Below are 16,049 nucleotides of genomic sequence, written 5' to 3'. Positions count from 1 at the left end.
GTAATCAGCTATCGCCCTCATTCGAATTAACTTGGCTGCAAAAGAGTAACAAGGTGTGTCAGAAGGGTTGCAATATCGGTTCTTATCAATACCGCTTGGTTCTGTTATGCGGACTCAGCGTTTCTCCATACCCAACATGAAGGTATCCACTGCGCGTTCGACCATGGCGCGAATTTCTTCGATGCTCAGCGGCATGGGCGCCTGTTGGTAAAGGCGAATGTCGGTCTCGGCAGTCAACAGCGAGGTCAGCTGCAACGCGGCGATGTGCGGATCGGTTTCACGCAACTGGCCTTTTCGCATCGCCAGAGTCATCAGTGAGGTGACTGTCTGCAGGCACTGGCTGGGGCCGGATTCGTAGAACATCATGCCGATGTCCGAGTGCCCGGACTCGGCCACTACCATGCGATACACGGCCAATGCCTTGTCATCATTGATAAGCACCATCAGCATGCGTTCCCCGAAGCGCGTGAACAGGGCCCGCAAATCGATCGGTTTGTCATCCTGGATCGCCAGCTCTGAAACCGCGTCGGCCAGATGGGCAGTTGCAAGCCTGTTGACCACAGCGATGAACAGTTCTTCCTTGGAGGGAAAGTAACTATAGATCGTTGCCTTGGAGCCACCCATTCGTTTGGTGACTTCATTCATCGAGGCACGCTCGTAGCCCATTTCGAGGAAGACACTTGCTGCGGCATCAATGATGGCTTCGCGGCGAGCTTCAGTACGGACCTTCATTCATATCCTCAATTCTCCAGTGAGCAGATCGTGTACAAAATTCCCTAGACTGGAACTGAACCGTTCGGTACGATTTCAGTCGACTCCGTGGAGCTTACTGGAAAAGCAGGCGTAGATAAATGCCGATGGACTGCACCCGGCCATTCGTTGCCCGAATCCATTCAAAGATGGAGTGAACAGTTCTATGACCATTATCGACTTCAACAAATCCGTCAAACGCGCTTTTCGTGGTAATACGGTAGCCGCTCCTCATCTGGAAAAAGTGCTGACCGTGATTCTGAAGACCGACGCTCCTGTGCTCATGGGGATATGCAGCGACGGACTGCGTAGCAACAGCAATGTAGTGGGCGGGGAGTTTTACGGCGAAAACTTCAGCGGCTCGGTACTCTCCGGCGGCAGCAATACGCTGGTTGAGTTGTCATCCGAGCTTGCCTTTCTCGAAACCCGTTTCACGCTGGTCACCCAGTTGGGCGAAATGATCAACGTTGAAAGCAGGGGGGCTCTGCTCTTTGACGAAACGGGGCAGCACGAACTGAAAAACGGAGTATGGCCAATCAGCGAAGGCCATTATCAGTGCACCTGCACACCACGCTTTCAGGTCGCTCTGGGCCCTAACGAGTGGCTGGAGAAGAGCGCATTCATCGGCAGGTTCGAATACCTGTATGGCAATGAAGCGCTGATCAGTTTTTACCGAATGAAGTTCTGATTCATCCGTTTGATTGCCCACGGAGCAAGCCCGCGCAGGCCTGCTTCGTGGCAACCTCTTAGAACGTGACGCTGGCGCTCAGGCGTGCGGTGCGTGGTTCACCCACATTGACTTGCAACTGGCTGCCGGTACTGGACGGGTAGTACTGCTTGTCGAACAGGTTATCCACGTTCAACTGCAGGCGTGTTTTGTAACCGGCCATGGGCACGTCCCAGCGCAGAAACGCATCGGCCACGGTATAGCTGCTCATATAGAAGCTGTTGGCATCGTCGCCAGCGCGTTCGCCGACATAGCGTGCGCCGCCACCTGCGTGCCAGTCGCCCAGACCGGAAGGGACTTGCAGATGGTGGGTGAGGTACAGGCTGGCCGTGTGCTTGGGGGCCTGGCTAAGACGATTGCCCTTGTTGCTTGGATCATCCAGCACTTCGGTGTGGGTGTAGGCGTAAGTGCCGATCATGTCCCAGCGCTCGGCAATTCGACCGGTCACGTCCAGCTCGATGCCTTGTGAACCTACCTTGCCTGCGGCTTCGCTGACACCGGTCACGCCGGTAGGAGTAACGACGTTTTTCTTCTCGATGTCGAACACCGCCAGGTTGAAGTCGAGTTCCGGTGCCAGCGCATATTTGGCGCCGACTTCGTAGCTGCGGCCTTCTTCCGGGTCGAAGGTGGTGCCGTCATCGTTGACGTCATCATTGGGGACGAAAGAGCGGCTGTAGTTGCCGTACAGCGACAGGTCTTCATTAACCTTGAATACCAGACCCGCCATCGGCAGGAATATATCGTCATTTTTGTTCAGATTAGTGTTGCGGCTGGCGCCGAGCCCTTGGGCGATGTACTGGTCATAATGCTGATAACGGCCGCCCAGGACCAGAATCCAGCGGTCATCAAGATGCCAGTTGTCCTTGAGGTAGATTGACGATGAGGTCAGTTGATTGCTCAGGTTGCTGGTGGTCGCACTGACGACACTGGGCTCCGCCAGGCTGCCGTAGCTGGGCGAAAAGATATTGAAGCCACCCTGTACGCCATTGCGGTAAGTCTTGCCGCGGTACTTGTCGGAATCCTCCTGCTCGGCACCGATCAGCAGATCATGTTGCTGGCCAAACACCTCCTGCTTGCCGATGAAGTCCCAGCTGGCATAACGCGTTTCATAATCGTAATGGCCGCCATTGGCCTGGCGTCGCAGCACGCCGCTGCTGGACAGCGTGCTCGGCTGGGCAATCGAGAGGCTGTAGCGGTCGTTGTTCCAGCCGTAGGTCAGGCGGGTTTTCCAGTCATCGCTGAGCTGGTACTCGAAGCGTGCGGTAGCGGTTTCGCTGATGCCGACCGTATTTGCCCATTTTTCGTCCAGGCGCTTGTCGTAGCTGATATCGGCCGGATGACCGCCGGTGAACACCGTGCCACGATCGAACGGGCTGACGTAATCGTTGTACTCGTAAGCCAGCGTCAGGCTGGCGCGCTCCCCGGTCCAGGACAGCGACGGCGCGACCAGCGTGTGCTGGTCAACGCCATAGTTACGCCAGTAGTCCTCGCTCTGACGCTCGGCCACCAGGCGGTAGGCCAGCCCCGAGTCACCCAGCGGGCCGGTGGTGTCGATGCCGAAGCTGCCGCCGCCTTCGCTGTACGCCGAGCCACTGAGCGTGGTGCTTTGCACGTATTGCGGCTGTTTGCTGATCACATTGATCACGCCACCCGGCTCCATCGCCCCGTACAGCAGCGAGGCCGGGCCTTTGAGCACTTCAACGCGTTCGGTAGTGGCACCGAAATTTTTCGACACCACCGAGCGCACGCCGTCACGCAGCACCGAGCCATCATCGTTGGTGCCAAAGCCGCGCTTGACCAGCGAGTCCTTGGTATTGCCAAGGGTATTGCCCTGGCTGACACCACTGACAAACTTCATGGCATCGTCCAGCGAGCGCACGTTGTAGTCGGCGATGGTTTGCGGTGTCACCACGTTGACCGACTGCGCTTCTTCCTTGAGCGGTACGTCACTCTTGCTCGCAGTGCTGGCGCTTTTGGCGCTGTAGCCTTCCTGCGCTTCGGTCGCGGTTGCCGACACCTGCGTAGCGGGCAGCGTTGCGGTTTCGGCAGCATGCACTGCGCCGCCGGAGAACATCGCCAGAGAAAGCGCGGACAGCAGAAAAGAGCCGGGACGGCGAGGGCATTGGAAGGAAGTGCTCAAGGGAGATGCTCTGCTAGGACGTTAATAGCAATAATTGTAATTTGATATTAATTCTCATGTAAATAAATGATTGAGGCGCCCGATGGTTTCGGTCGCCTCGGCAGACAGCTCAGGACTGAGCCGTTACGTTGGCATCGATCCGCTTGCCCATGCTGATAATGAGCTCAGGCGTATAGCCCAGGGTTTTATAGAAGGCCTGCACGCTTTCATTGAAGGTATGGATCTGCAGGTTGATCTTCACGCAGCCGAGATCCGCAAGCGACTTTTCTGCGTGCCTGACCAGCCGGGTGCCCAGGCCGTTGCCGCGCTGTTGCGGATCGACGGCGACCGAATACAGCCAGCCGCGATGCCCGTCATAGCCGGCAAGGAGTGTGCCGACCACCTCGTCATCCGCGAGAGCAACGAAGAACAAATGGTCGTCGACAGCCAGTTTCTTGTCGATCGACAGGTCTGGGCGATTGTGCGGCATGTCGTCATTGAAGACGGTCTTCCACAACTGGATGACCGCGAGGCGGTGATGCGGGTCTGAATACTCGACAATACAGTTCATTGCGGGGTCCTTAGGCCATGAATCCGAAGACTACTGCCACGCACCCGGCGCTGTCTAACCGGCGTTCTTTGAGTCCTTGCCCTGTTTTGTCACCTGAGGCAGTGATGCCGGTTTATCGAACAGGGCACGAATGGCCCGGCTGTAAGCGGGCTGTCCGAGCTGCATGCTGTTGTTATGCGTACCGCCAGGCACCAATAACAGTTTCTTCGGCTCCCGCGCGGCTGCAAACAACTGTTCGCTGAAGCGTGCCGGTACATAGCGATCCTCGGTGCCGTGCACGATCAGCACCGGCATATGGATGTCTGCAATCTTGTCCAGCGAGTCGAACTTCTGCGACAGCAGCCAACGCACCGGCAACGATGTGTTGGCAAGCGCGGTGGCCACATCGGCGAGGTTGGTGAACGTGGATTCGATGATCAGCCCGCGGGCCTGAATGGGTGAATTGTAATTTTCAGCGTCTTCGCCCAGCTCGGCAGCCAGATCCACTGCCACCGCACCGCCCAGAGAGTGTCCATAAATCAGCCTGCGCTGCGGGTCGGGTTGCAATTGCTTCAGGCGTTCCCAGGCGATGCGTGCGTCTTCATATACAGACCTTTCCGACGGCAGTTGGCCCATGCTTTGCCCGAAACCCCGGTAATCGATCGCCAGTATCGAGTAGCCCTGTGCCTTGAGTTGCTGGATACGGAACAGCTGGCCGGTGAGGTTCCATCGTGATCCATGCAGGTACAACACCGCCGGGGCGTTCTTGTCTGCAGCGGGCCACCACCAGGCGTGGATATTCTGCGAGTTACCGAATGCCGGTGTACTGAGTTCGATTTCCTGCACATCTGCCGGCAGACCGCTGTACCAGCTGGCGGTACCGGGCTCGATGCGAAACACCAGTTCGCGCTCCTTGTGTTCAAGCACTGCACAGCCGACGGGCAGGCCAAGAATGATGGCTATCATGCAAACCCATCTGAGCGGACGGGCTTTGAAGCGGGCCAGCGGCGAAATCGACATAAAAGGAATAGTCCGGTCAACAAAGTGAAATAAATGCAGAATCTGCATTCAGGATGCAAGACCAGCCGACGAATACCGGGTTACAGGATATTGCGTACTTGCGCCGTAACTACTGACAGGCTGAACGGGAACGCGATGTTCGAGTAAAACCCATCGCTTCAACACCTTGCGCGAGGTGGCTCAAAGGCGGGGTCAACAGCGCTGCTCATTAGCACGTTTTGCTATTGAGGTAGCCCTTTTCGATAGCTGCGGATTATGCTGTGTCAGCAAGGGCGCTGTGTTTTTGTCACCTTCCGTCGCCCGCTGCACCAATCTGCTTGCTGTATACCCGCGCTTTCTTCAATTTCTTCAAGAGGTTACCGCCTATGTTCACTCACCGTCCCCTGGAAGAAAAAGACGTCCCTCTCATCTGCGAGCTGCCGCAGAATGCCGATGAGCTGTTCTACATGTTCCCCAGGGCAACGTACCCGTTGACTGCCTCACAACTCAGTGAAGCGCTTCAAACGCGTCATGACTCGACCGTCATCGAAATGGACGGTGAGGTGGTAGGCTTTGCCAATTTCTCTCACTGCACCTTTCGCGGCCGCTGTTCGCTGGGCAACGTCATCATCGCACCGAAGGCCCGGTCCAGAGGGGTAGGGCGCTTCATGATCACCACCATGATGGGGATCGCGTTCGACAAGCACGAAGCGAGCGAAATGATCGCGTCGTGCTTCAACCACAACGTGCCAGGCTTGCTGTTTTATCCGCGGATGGGGTTTCGTCCGTTCCACATTGAAGAAAAGCGCGATAAGCGCGGCGAGCGTGTTGCGCTGATTCATCTGCGGCTGTCCGGCAAGGACCTGGAACATACACAAGAGTAAGTTTTCAAGTGGGCACGCGCGACCCTTTTCAACAGGGCGTGCGTGCCGTGTCGAGCCGCTTGCGTTCCAGGCGTTGACCGTTCGTCAGTCTTTATTCTCTTGCTTCGCGCGCCTTTTATCCGCTGTGATTCACGCCGGGTGCCATTTTGTTGAAGATCATGACGGTGAATCGTTTTTTCTGTGGATGCCCTCAATAAGAAACAGCGTTAAAAGGGCGCGGGATATTCAGTTATGGAAGTTGCCTGAAGTGCAGGGCACCGTGTATAACGGGTTTAAGCATCACGTAAGTGGCGACAGATAATTGGCGGGCTGGCGCGTGCCGTTTTTAAAAAGTCATCAACAATAAAAATTATCAAAATTTTGTCACTGCCGGGACATGCTTACACACATAAGGAGATAAAGAAATGATCGCGAGTGGACTGTCCGAGTTAGAACTCAGGAGCATTGTGGAACGTGCGTTTCTGCCGTTGCGTTGCACCTGTACGATTGCCAACGAGCAGATGAATGTGCAGATAAGCGACCCGGTATCGGGGCGCACCCAGCGTCAGAAGAGCCTGCCGCTCAGCCGTATCAATACGGTTCGGGACATCTCTGCGCTGGTGGCCGAGCTGCGTGAAGAGCCGGTGACGACTCGAGTAGCGAAAGCGTACTACAGCGCTGCCTGATACGGCTGCACCCCGCTGATGCCGCGGCATCACGTTACAGGGCCCTGATCATCGCTGATCGGGGCCTTGTCATTTTTATGGGCGCTGTGGCGGCCTCATTCAGCGCCCGGAACGGGGCACGTCTGGTCTTCATGACCGCGAAACTTCTGGTGGCGCACAACCGCTTTGAGCTCGTCAAATTAACAGCGTCGAAAGCATGCTGTTTTTAGCGCAGACGATAAAAAATAAGTTGAACGCATTGAGCGCGTTAATGTCATCGAACACTATCTTTTTGAAGTGGCCTTCAAGGATTAAAAGATGCAAGGTCATTCAAATCATCAGGTTATACAGCGACACTGAGCGATGGCGGCCTCCGGCAGCCCGTTTGACACTCCCGCGTTTCTTTGCAACTATTCAGTTGCCGACTTATTTTGTAACGCATTGTCACTCTTTGCAGGTTGATAAAAGCGCTGTCTTAAAAAGGGCGGTAGCATGACGCATCCCTTCTGGCAGGTCTGAAACTTCAAACTGTACCTGCAGTATTGTAATTTTTTGTGAAGACCACCTTTTCTAACCATGGCGTCTCCTCAGCGCCGTGAATGAGCGTGTGTGTATTCTGCTGCGTGTGTTTCGCCTCGAATCGTGCATGGACGCTGGTTCGCCTTATCAGCCAGGTATTCGATCATCCAGAACTTCTGGACTGCACCAACGTATGAAAATGACGATGGAGCATCATTATGTTTGATAACTGTATGGAAACAGCCTGCGGTTGTGTGGTGGGCGGTGCCGGGCTGGCAGGCATGGGTTTTTTGTTCAACGCCCTGAAGAGCGGCGCGATGCCCGGGCTTGCTGCGAAAGGACTGATTGTCATTGATGCAAGTGACCGGCCCGGGGCGGGTGCGCTGGGAGACTACCGGATCACTGCCAACTCGGTAGGCGATGTATTCATCGATTGCCTTCGCGATCCTGCATTGCGCGAGGTGTTCGAGACCCTCGAATACTCGGCAGCCTACTGGCGCATCAAGGCGCAGGCACAGAGCGCGCCGCAACTGTCGGATGTGGGCGTGCTCATGGCCGAGGCAGCCAGGCTGGTGCTGGACCACATCGTGCAACGTTATGGCGTAGAAGTATGGTCCGGCACCCGCCTTGATGAAGTCATTTGCGAGGGCGACGGGTTCTGTCTGCGCGTTGACAGTGTGCATGGCAAAAGACGCGTGCGCTGCCAGGCGCTGGTACTCAACCTGGGCGGGCGACAGGATCCACAACACTTGATCGATGATCTTGCCCGACAAGGCCTGGCGCTGCCGGAGCACTGCACTATCCAGAGCGCCGACCGCTTGCTGCGCATGAACGCGGTGCAGTTGCGCGAAGTGTTTGCCCCGGCGCTGGCCGGTGACGGGCGCATAACCATCGTCGGGGGATCTCACAGCGCGTTCTCGACGCTGGAGAATCTGGCGGATGCACTGGAGTTTGCCGGCCTGCAGGAACTGACACTGGTTCATCGCAGCAGTATCAGGCTGTTTTACGAAAGTGCCGAGCTGGCACAGGCGGCCGGTTACGCATTCGACTCGCAGTATGATGTCTGCCCGGTTTCAGGTCGGGTCAACCGTTCCGCAGGTTTACGTTACCGTGCGCTGGAGATCGGACGCGAGGCGCTGCAAAGCGGCCGCGTAGGCAAAACCGGCGTGCGCGTGCAGATGTTGCAGACACTGGGCGGACGCTCCGATGAACATGAGCAGGCCCGACTGGCCCTGGCCGACTCGACTGTAATCGTGCAGTGCTCTGGCTATCAGCCCGTGTTGCCGAGACTGTGGGATGCCGATGGCAACCCCGTCAGCCTGCGCGAGGCCAAGGGTGGTCTCGACTCGGACGCTGGCGGCTGTCCAGTCGATCAGCACGGTCGTCGAATGAGGGGGCTGCATCTTTTCGGCCTGGGCGCCGGGCTGGGCGTCGACCCGCGATTAGGCAGCGAACCCGCCTTCGACGGCCGGATATACGGCGTCTGGCAGTTTCATCATGATGCCAGCCGAGCGGTACTGGAGGCGGTCACGCGCAGACTCGCTCATCAGCCTGTAGCTGCCGAGACGTTCATTTCGGACGGATTCATGCAGGCGGTGTTAGGCCTTCAAGCCGGTTAAGCGGGTGCAGCAGAGAAGCGCAGAATGGCGGCCATAAAAAACGGCGTCCCAGGGACGCCGTATGGCCGGTCTGCCAATAAACGGCAAATCAGCATTGAATAAGGGGGAGTGCGAGAATTATTGTGGGTCCTGGTTGGGAGCCAGTTCTGCCTGGATACGTTTGTAGATTTCTTCACGATGCACTGAAACATTTTTGGGTGCATTGATGCCCAGGCGGACTTGAAGCCCTTGAACGCCAAGAATCGTGACGGTGATCTCGTCACCGATGTTTATGCTTTCGCCTACTTTGCGAGTGAGTATCAACATAATCTTTTCCTTGATGGCCTCTTGAAAACGCCTCTCTCAAGAGGCTGGCGTTTGCCTTTGCGTGGTGATTGTTGCCGAGTGCATCCAAATGCATCCGTCTTATGACGTCGCACAGGTGAATTAAATTCCCTCGGTTCATTTTCTTGTCATCGAGATTTGCATCCCGGATACGACGAGTGCGCCAATTCTGCCCGTTTCGACGTGAAAATGCCCGTATTTACTGGCGTCATATAAAAAGTAACGTGAACCGCTGCACCGTTTCAGGTCGTCATCCTCTCGGTCGACGGCGCTGCTCAAGCCATTTCGATATGAGTACAAGCGTAGGCATGACTGCACCAGATTGCCCGTGCTTTCTGAAAATTCAAATGAAAGTGGTGAGCGAGTGTGTAGGAAGGGACTGCGGATCACCTTCGTGTCCACGCTGATGCGGGGTATTGCGGGGGGACTGGAGTGGGGTGATGCACAGGTGTGAGGCGGGGCCAGGCCTTCGCGGGCTTCAGCTCCCGCGAAGGCCTGGCCGGGGTTTACACCGCCATTGACAACAGCATGATGAAGATCAGGCCGACGACCGAGAGGATGGTCTCCATCACCGTCCATGTCTTGAAGGTCTCGGCAACGGTCATGTTGAAGTACTGCTTCACCAGCCAGAACCCGGCGTCATTGACGTGCGACAGAATCAACGAGCCGGCGCCGGTTGCCAGCACCAGCAGCTCGCGATTGACGCCTGGAATCAGGCCGACCACCGGCGCTACGATGCCGGCACCGGTAATGGTTGCCACCGTCGCCGAACCGGTTGCGATGCGGATGACCGCCGCTACCAGCCAGGCCAGCATGATCGGGTTGATCTGTGCCTGCACAGCCATGTGCCCTATGACGTCACCCACGCCGCTGGCAACCAGCATCTGCTTGAAGCCACCGCCTGCGCCGACAATCAGCACGATTGCCGCCACCGGGGCCAGACTCTGGTCCAGCAGCTTCATGATCTTGCTGCGGTCGAAACCACGCGCGGCACCAAAGGTGTAGAACGCCAGCAACAGCGCGGCAAGCAGGGCGGTGATCGGGTGACCGATCAGGTCCATCCAGATGCGGAACATGTTGTTTTCCGGCAACACCACGTCGGCAAAGGTCTTGAGCAGCATCAGGAAGACGGGCAGCAGGATGGTCACCAGCGTGATGCCGAAGCCTGGCAGGTTTTCAGTGCTCGACTCCTTGGCGATCTGATCCATCAGTTCCTTGGACGGTGTGCCGGGGATGCTTTTGGAAATCCAGTTACCGAAGATCGGGCCAGCGATGATGGCCGTCGGCAGCGCAACGATCAGTCCGTAGAAAATGGTTTTGCCGATGTCAGCCCCGAAGATGCCGATGGCCAGCAACGGACCTGGATGCGGAGGAACCAGACCGTGTACGGCCGACAGGCCTGCCAGCAGCGGAATGCCGATCTTGACGATGGGCACGCCGGTGCGCCGCGCGACGATGAACACCAGCGGGATCAGCAGGACAAAACCGATCTCGAAGAACAGCGGGATGCCCACCAGAAAGGCAGAGAACATCATTGCCCAGTGCACTTTCTGTTTGCCGAAGGTGCGTATCAGCGTTTGCGCAATCTGGTCCGCGCCGCCCGAGTCAGCCATCAGCTTGCCGAGCATGGTGCCCAGGCCGAGGATGATACCAACGAAGCCCAGCACGCCGCCGAAGCCGTCCTGGAAGGATTTCATGACTTTTTCGACCGGCATTCCCGAGGTCAGGCCAAGAAAGCCTGCCGCCAGGGTCAACGCGACGAAAGGGTGTACCTTGAAGGTGGTGATCAGCAGCACCAGGCCGACGATGGTCACCAACGCATCGACGAGCAGGAACGTCTCATGGGTCATACCGAACATGGGTGTCTCTCCGGTTTATTGTTTTAAGGAACTGTTAGGCTCTGTACGTAAAGTGGCTGCGCTCGGTGATGCTGCGTTAAAAACAGGCTCGGAATGCTCATTTACAACACGTAGACTCCGCTTCCTCGCCTGTTTTTGCCTTGCCTGACCTTCGCTCGCCGACTTTTCGTACAAAGCCTAACAGCGCCGACTTCAATCGTGTGTGCGCAAGACAGCGCTGTCTTTTGCACTCATGCCTGTGTCAGGCGTGAGAGCCTTTCCACCATGCTGCGGCTTGTTTGCCGATGACATCGATAGGCTGGGAGGCGTCCACGATCAATGTCAGCGGTTCGCCATAAGGCGGTTCGAGGGTCGCGAACTGGCTGTCCACCAGGCTGGCGGGCATGAAGTGCCCAGGCCGGTGCGAGCAACGTTCGGCGGCGAGTTCCTTGCTGAGTTCCAGAAATACAAAACCCAGGCCAGGCACCGCATCACGCAGGCGCTGGCGATAGATGAGCTTGAGCGAGGAGCAGGTCAGGACCGGGTGTTCACCCTTGGCGAGGGCGGCAGCCATCTCTTCGCCCAGGCGGGTCAGCCAGCCGGCACGGTCTTCGTCGTTGAGGGGGGTTCCGGCGCTCATCTTTTCGATGTTGGCCGGTGGATGGAACGCATCGCCTTCGATCAGGCGGCCGCCGCTGTTCAGCGCGATCTCGGCACCCACGGCGCTCTTGCCGCAGCCAGACACACCCATCACCACAAGGGCGGAAATAGCAGTATTCGCAGTTGTCACAGTAGGCACCTCATCTGGAGACAGCGCTGTCTTCTTGCGGGTGGACATGAGTCTCAGCCCGGGCTGTTCCAGTTATTTGTCGTTGTTTTGGGCTCATCAATAAGCATGGGAGGCTGTTCTCCGCGGGACCCGAACCGGGCAACCCCTGTGAAACCAGCGATAAAGCATTGTCACGTTCCATGAGACAGCGCTACCTTATGGGGCATTCGACACATTTGGCAACCCCTATGTTAGTTGGCAACGCATGATACGCATTGGTTCCCGCTCGACCGGCCGGCCCACGCTCAATGAGGTGGCGAAGCTGGCTGGCGTCTCTCCGATCACCGCTTCGCGTGCGTTGCGCGGGATCAGCACCGTAGCGCCTGAACTCGTCGAAAAGGTCCGCGCTGCGGCGCAGAGCATGGGTTATGTAGCCAACCCGGCAGCCAGGGCGCTGGCTTCTTCCTGCAGTCAGACCGTCGTGGTGCTGGTGCCATCGCTTTCCAACCAGCTGTTCATCGAGACGCTGGAAGCCATTCAGGACGTGTTGCGCGTGCGTGGCCTGGACGTGCTGATCGGCAACTACCATTACTCGCCCGAAGAGGAAGAGAAGCTGCTGCGCAACCATCTGGTCAATCGCCCGCGCGGTATTCTGCTGACCGGTTTCGACCACACGGCAGCGTCCCGCCAGATGCTTGAAACCAGTGGTATACCCTGCGTGCACATGATGGAACTCGACACCCGCCTGGGCGCTTATTGCGTCGGATTCTCGCAACAACAGGCCGGCGCTGAAGCCGCGCATCACCTGCTCGGGCGTGGCCGCCGTCGGCTGGCGTACATGGCCGCCCAGCTCGACCCTCGGGTACTGCAACGTGGCGAAGGGTTCCGTCGAGTGCTGGAAAGCGCGGGGCTGTTCGACCCGGCGCTGCAGGTCTCGACCCGCCAGGCCTCCTCGATCGGTCTGGGCGGGGAGTTGTTCGCGCGTCTGCTTGACCAGCATCCGGATGTCGACGGGGTGTTCTTCTGTAACGACGACCTGGCGCAGGGCGCTGCACTTGAGGCCTTGCGCCTGGGCGTCGCGATTCCCGAACGGGTCTCTCTGGTGGGTTTCAACGACCTGCCGGGGTCCGCGCACATGGTGCCGCGCCTGACCTCGATACGCACGCCCAGGGAAGCAGTCGGGCAGCGTGCGGCTCAGGTATTGCTGGGCCTGCTTGACGGGGTCTCCCAGCATCCGCAGGTGGATCTCGGGTTTGAGCTGGTGGTGCGGGAAAGCTCTTGAGTCTTTTCCCCGGCTAACCCTGGCGAGCTTCCCCGGTTCATTGCGCTGACCAATGGTAAGGGCGCTCTGCGGGCTCGATGCCTCCGGGCTGGAGTGCCCGACCGTGCTGTCCTGCACTGTCGGGGATACCCTCATTCGAGCGGTTGCGGCCCATTTCGACTGTTATTTCTGACAGTACCCATCCCCCCGTGTTGAGTATTCAATGACCTTACGTTTTTGGCTCGGAGCGGCATAAGTGTCTTGGCCGCATCGTTGGATGACGGGGATATATCTTCTTATCTATTCCCCGTTCTGGCGGTCTTACAAGACCTATTGAAAGGTGAGAGAAATGCAAAAAAAAGCATCTCAGAACGTTAGAGCCTTGACGCATATCGTCGACCCCGTCGGTTCAGGTGTCCCCCTGGACATCGCGTGGTTGACCGGCATTATCCCGCTGGGCTTTGTACCCGCAGAGATCGCTATCAGCCCCGATGAAACCACGTTGTATGTCGCTCATGAAAGCGGCCGGGAAGTCAGTGTGGTCGACATCGCCAGCGCCAGCGTGACGGGGGCCATCAAGCGGGCAGGGGCGGGCGCGATTACCCTGAGTCCCGATGGCAAGAGGCTTTACACCATCGGCCAGAAAAGGTGCTACGTGGTCGATACGCGCATGCGCGAAGTGATCAGGATACTTCCGGCAGCCAACGTCAACAGGATCCTGTGCAGTGCCGATGGCCGTTTTATCTGCCTTTCCTTTCAGAACGCGCTCGGCGGGCTGATTCGCCTGATCGAGACCGAGAATTACACGGTCGAAAACGAGTTCGATCTGGGCGCCCTGACCAACGCGTCGCTGGCCCTCGGGATCAGCCCGTTGAACGACAGGTTTTACGCGACCATGCTGGTTGACCGGACCGCGCCTACCGATGTTCTTGCGATCAGCAAGGTCGATTACCTGCAACATGACATCCCCGGGTTTTCCGACCCGCGTTCGATGGCCTTCAGTTCCGATGGCGCCTGGCTGTATGTCGGCGGCATCGACGAGGTTTACATCATCGATGCCGCGACCAATAAAACCTTCTATCGGGAAAGGATCGGCACGCAGGGCTACCCGGTGAAAGTCATCGGAGTGACGCCGGATGACCGCTATGTGTACGCGATCTATACCTGTAATTACGATGTCTACCGGATCGACACGGTGAAGGGGATCGCCACCTGCATCGCTTACTTTCCGTCAGTAGGTGGCGCGGTCCTCAACAAGACCGGCACGTATATCTACTCCTCCCATCCGGACATGAGCTGGATTTCGATCTACCGGCTATAAAGACTCCAGCAGTGGCCTGGCTTGCGTGGTATCAGCCGGGTCGACCGGTCAGTCGGCGTCAAGCGCTGCGACACCGGCCCTGGCGATCTGAGCATCCTGTTCGGCCTTCACGCCTGAAACCCCCAGCGCACCGATGACCTGGCCGTCGACGATGACCGGCACACCGCCTTCCAGCGACGTCAGCAGCGGAGCACTCAGGAATGCAGTGCGCCCGCCATTGACCATCTCTTCGTACCCCTTGGATTCACGTTTGCCGAGTGCCGAGGTGCGCGCCTTTTCAATCGCGATGTAGCTGCTGATGGCGGCGGCGTCGTCCAGTCTCTCGAATGCCAGCAAATGGCCGCCGTCATCAACGACGGCGATGGACACGGCCCAGCCATTGGCCTGCGCCTCTTCGCGTGCGGTGCCGAGCATCAGGCTGACTTCGGTCTGGGTCAGGACGGCTTTGATCTTCATGGGGTTCTCCGGAGCAGTGATTATTGAATAGGGTTCAGTGTGATTCAGGCGTGCCAAGTGCCGCGTCGATCAGTTCGATCCAGTGCCGCACGGGCGTTCGGCCGGCGCTGGCCAGATGGGTCTGACAACCGATATTGGCGGTGGCGATGACCTGCGGCTTGCCGCTCTCCAGCGCGTTCATGCGGTTGTCGCGCAACTGGCGGGCGATGGCAGGCTGGGTGATGGAGTAGGTGCCTGCAGAGCCGCAGCATAAATGACCGTCCGCCACTGTGGTCAGATTGAAGCCTAGACGAGTCAGGACGCGCTCGACTTCGCCGCCGAGTTTTTGCGCGTGTTGCAGCGTACACGGGCAGTGAAACGCCAGGCGCGTCTCGGCCTTTATGCCGAGGGTTTCCAGGGGCTCGTCGCGCAGCAGTTCGACCAGATCCTTTGTTCGCGCGCTGATCTGCTCGGCCTTGTCGGCGTAGCCTGGATCATGGCGCAGCAGGTGGCCGTAGTCCTTGACGAAGGCTCCGCAGCCACTGGCCGTCTGGATCAGGCTTTCAGCACCGCCCTGTAGCGCAGGCCACCACGCATCGATGTTGCGCCGCGCCCGGTCCAGCCCGGCCTGCTGTGCGTTGAGGTGATAATCCACGGCGCCGCAGCAACCCGCCTGGCTGACCGCCATAATGCCGATGCCCAGACGATCCAGCACCCGCGCCGTGGCGCTGTTGGTGTTGGGCGACAGGCCCGGCTGAACGCAACCTTCCAGCAGCAGCACCTGGCGCGCATGACCGGTGTGCGGGCGAAGGCCGGCAGGGTGTACCGTCGTCGGCAGCTTGCTGGCCAGGGTCTGTGGCAGCAATGGCCTGAACTTCAGGCCCATGCCGGTCAGGGATCTGAACAGTCCGGGGTGGGGGATGACCCGACGCAAGCCTTCACGCAGCATGCGTTCGGCGATTGGCCGCGGGGCCAGGTCTTCAACCGCCGCGCGGCCGATGTCCAGCAGGTTGTGGTAATCCACGCCGGACGGGCAGGTGGTTTCGCAGTTGCGACAGCTCAGGCAGCGGTCCAGATGCAGACGGGTTTTCTCGGTGACCGGCTGACCTTCTAGCACCTGCTTGATCAGGTAGATCCTGCCGCGTGGACCGTCCAGCTCATCCCCCAGCAATTGATAGGTCGGACAGGTGGCGTTGCAGAAACCGCAATGCACACAACTGCGCAGGATACGTTCGGCTTCTTCGGCGCGCGGCAGGGTTCTGGCGTGTTCACTTAATGTGGTCTGCATGT

Annotated in this window: 15 protein-coding genes; 6 read left to right on the top strand and 9 right to left on the bottom strand. The window is 58.2% G+C overall.

Annotated elements, in window-relative coordinates; genetic code table 11:
* Positions 1–114: 114 nt before the first annotated feature.
* Complete coding sequence (locus AC54XV_RS17200; RefSeq protein ID WP_024651396.1) at positions 115–732, bottom strand: TetR/AcrR family transcriptional regulator; 618 nt, start codon at positions 730–732, stop codon at positions 115–117.
* A 184-nt stretch (positions 733–916) separates the two neighbouring features.
* On the opposite strand from AC54XV_RS17200, the gene AC54XV_RS17195 reads away from it, so the two are divergent.
* The gene (locus AC54XV_RS17195; protein WP_024651395.1) at positions 917–1,438 is read left to right on the top strand and encodes a DUF3237 domain-containing protein; all 522 of its coding nucleotides are present in this window, start codon (positions 917–919) and stop codon (positions 1,436–1,438) included.
* Between the two features lie 58 nt (positions 1,439–1,496).
* On the opposite strand, the gene AC54XV_RS17190 is transcribed toward AC54XV_RS17195, so the two are convergent.
* The 3 genes from AC54XV_RS17190 to AC54XV_RS17180 all read right to left on the bottom strand — a co-directional run bounded on the left by AC54XV_RS17190 (position 1,497) and on the right by AC54XV_RS17180 (position 5,166).
* Complete coding sequence (locus AC54XV_RS17190) at positions 1,497–3,617, bottom strand: TonB-dependent siderophore receptor (RefSeq protein ID WP_496717113.1); 2,121 nt, start codon at positions 3,615–3,617, stop codon at positions 1,497–1,499.
* Between the two features lie 109 nt (positions 3,618–3,726).
* Entirely contained in the window at positions 3,727–4,167 is a 441-nt protein-coding gene (locus tag AC54XV_RS17185) for a GNAT family acetyltransferase (RefSeq protein WP_024642324.1), read from the bottom strand.
* A 54-nt stretch (positions 4,168–4,221) separates the two neighbouring features.
* Positions 4,222–5,166 carry an alpha/beta hydrolase gene (locus AC54XV_RS17180; RefSeq protein WP_104684400.1) on the bottom strand — a complete coding sequence of 315 codons (945 nt, stop codon included), beginning with the start codon at positions 5,164–5,166 and terminating at the stop codon, positions 4,222–4,224.
* A gap of 365 nt (positions 5,167–5,531) precedes the next feature.
* Between AC54XV_RS17180 and AC54XV_RS17175 the strand changes: the two genes are divergently transcribed.
* The 3 genes from AC54XV_RS17175 to AC54XV_RS17165 all read left to right on the top strand — a co-directional run bounded on the left by AC54XV_RS17175 (position 5,532) and on the right by AC54XV_RS17165 (position 8,811).
* Entirely contained in the window at positions 5,532–6,029 is a 498-nt protein-coding gene (locus AC54XV_RS17175) for a GNAT family N-acetyltransferase (RefSeq protein WP_003403782.1), read from the top strand.
* A 404-nt stretch (positions 6,030–6,433) separates the two neighbouring features.
* Positions 6,434–6,694, top strand: a complete 261-nt coding sequence (locus AC54XV_RS17170; RefSeq protein WP_003403781.1) for a DUF1652 domain-containing protein — start codon at positions 6,434–6,436, stop codon at positions 6,692–6,694.
* A 716-nt stretch (positions 6,695–7,410) separates the two neighbouring features.
* A complete protein-coding gene (locus AC54XV_RS17165; RefSeq protein ID WP_496717112.1) occupies positions 7,411–8,811 on the top strand; it encodes a pyridine nucleotide-disulfide oxidoreductase in 1,401 nt (466 codons plus the stop codon).
* Positions 8,812–8,928: 117 nt separating this feature from the next.
* Here AC54XV_RS17165 and csrA read toward each other — a convergent pair whose 3' ends face one another.
* From csrA to AC54XV_RS17150, 3 genes are all read right to left on the bottom strand, one after another.
* The gene (gene csrA, locus AC54XV_RS17160; protein ID WP_002554157.1) at positions 8,929–9,117 is read right to left on the bottom strand and encodes a carbon storage regulator CsrA; all 189 of its coding nucleotides are present in this window, start codon (positions 9,115–9,117) and stop codon (positions 8,929–8,931) included.
* A gap of 524 nt (positions 9,118–9,641) precedes the next feature.
* On the bottom strand, positions 9,642–10,994 hold the full coding sequence (locus AC54XV_RS17155) for a GntP family permease (protein ID WP_003315860.1): 1,353 nt from the start codon (positions 10,992–10,994) through the stop codon (positions 9,642–9,644).
* Between the two features lie 241 nt (positions 10,995–11,235).
* Complete coding sequence (locus AC54XV_RS17150; RefSeq protein ID WP_024638672.1) at positions 11,236–11,724, bottom strand: gluconokinase; 489 nt, start codon at positions 11,722–11,724, stop codon at positions 11,236–11,238.
* A 283-nt stretch (positions 11,725–12,007) separates the two neighbouring features.
* On the opposite strand from AC54XV_RS17150, the gene gntR reads away from it, so the two are divergent.
* Together gntR and AC54XV_RS17140 are read left to right on the top strand one after the other, a co-directional pair.
* Positions 12,008–13,024: an HTH-type transcriptional regulator GntR gene (gene gntR, locus AC54XV_RS17145; protein ID WP_024661113.1), complete on the top strand. Its 1,017-nt coding sequence runs from the start codon at positions 12,008–12,010 to the stop codon at positions 13,022–13,024.
* Between the two features lie 328 nt (positions 13,025–13,352).
* On the top strand, positions 13,353–14,324 hold the full coding sequence (locus AC54XV_RS17140; protein WP_024638673.1) for a beta-propeller fold lactonase family protein: 972 nt from the start codon (positions 13,353–13,355) through the stop codon (positions 14,322–14,324).
* 48 nt (positions 14,325–14,372) lie between these two features.
* Here the strand turns inward: AC54XV_RS17140 and AC54XV_RS17135 are convergent, their stop codons facing one another.
* Together AC54XV_RS17135 and glcF are read right to left on the bottom strand one after the other, a co-directional pair.
* Positions 14,373–14,780 (bottom strand): heme-binding protein, encoded by a 408-nt coding sequence (locus AC54XV_RS17135; protein ID WP_011268368.1) that lies wholly within the window; start codon positions 14,778–14,780, stop codon positions 14,373–14,375.
* 34 nt (positions 14,781–14,814) lie between these two features.
* Complete coding sequence (gene glcF, locus AC54XV_RS17130) at positions 14,815–16,047, bottom strand: glycolate oxidase subunit GlcF (RefSeq protein ID WP_011268367.1); 1,233 nt, start codon at positions 16,045–16,047, stop codon at positions 14,815–14,817.
* Between the last annotated feature and the right edge of the window lie 2 nt (positions 16,048–16,049).

This window comes from Pseudomonas fragariae (ex Marin et al. 2024) (assembly GCF_059621105.1).
The sequence above is the reverse complement of the archived record's forward strand: the minus strand, read 5'-3'. Positions and strand labels throughout refer to the sequence as shown.

Bases quoted from the DNA above. Each gene is read 5' to 3' on its own strand.
- AC54XV_RS17200 (WP_024651396.1), bottom strand. From the start codon at position 732: ATGAAGGTCCGTACTGAAGCTCGCCGCGAAGCCATCATTGATGCCGCA.
- AC54XV_RS17195 (WP_024651395.1), top strand. From the start codon at position 917: ATGACCATTATCGACTTCAACAAATCCGTCAAACGCGCTTTTCGTGGT.
- AC54XV_RS17185 (WP_024642324.1), bottom strand. From the start codon at position 4,167: ATGAACTGTATTGTCGAGTATTCAGACCCGCATCACCGCCTCGCGGTC.
- AC54XV_RS17180 (WP_104684400.1), bottom strand. From the start codon at position 5,166: ATGTCGATTTCGCCGCTGGCCCGCTTCAAAGCCCGTCCGCTCAGATGG.
- AC54XV_RS17175 (WP_003403782.1), top strand. From the start codon at position 5,532: ATGTTCACTCACCGTCCCCTGGAAGAAAAAGACGTCCCTCTCATCTGC.
- AC54XV_RS17170 (WP_003403781.1), top strand. From the start codon at position 6,434: ATGATCGCGAGTGGACTGTCCGAGTTAGAACTCAGGAGCATTGTGGAA.
- AC54XV_RS17165 (WP_496717112.1), top strand. From the start codon at position 7,411: ATGTTTGATAACTGTATGGAAACAGCCTGCGGTTGTGTGGTGGGCGGT.
- csrA (WP_002554157.1), bottom strand. From the start codon at position 9,117: ATGTTGATACTCACTCGCAAAGTAGGCGAAAGCATAAACATCGGTGAC.
- AC54XV_RS17155 (WP_003315860.1), bottom strand. From the start codon at position 10,994: ATGTTCGGTATGACCCATGAGACGTTCCTGCTCGTCGATGCGTTGGTG.
- AC54XV_RS17150 (WP_024638672.1), bottom strand. From the start codon at position 11,724: ATGGGTGTGTCTGGCTGCGGCAAGAGCGCCGTGGGTGCCGAGATCGCG.
- gntR (WP_024661113.1), top strand. From the start codon at position 12,008: ATGATACGCATTGGTTCCCGCTCGACCGGCCGGCCCACGCTCAATGAG.
- AC54XV_RS17140 (WP_024638673.1), top strand. From the start codon at position 13,353: ATGCAAAAAAAAGCATCTCAGAACGTTAGAGCCTTGACGCATATCGTC.
- AC54XV_RS17135 (WP_011268368.1), bottom strand. From the start codon at position 14,780: ATGAAGATCAAAGCCGTCCTGACCCAGACCGAAGTCAGCCTGATGCTC.
- glcF (WP_011268367.1), bottom strand. From the start codon at position 16,047: ATGCAGACCACATTAAGTGAACACGCCAGAACCCTGCCGCGCGCCGAA.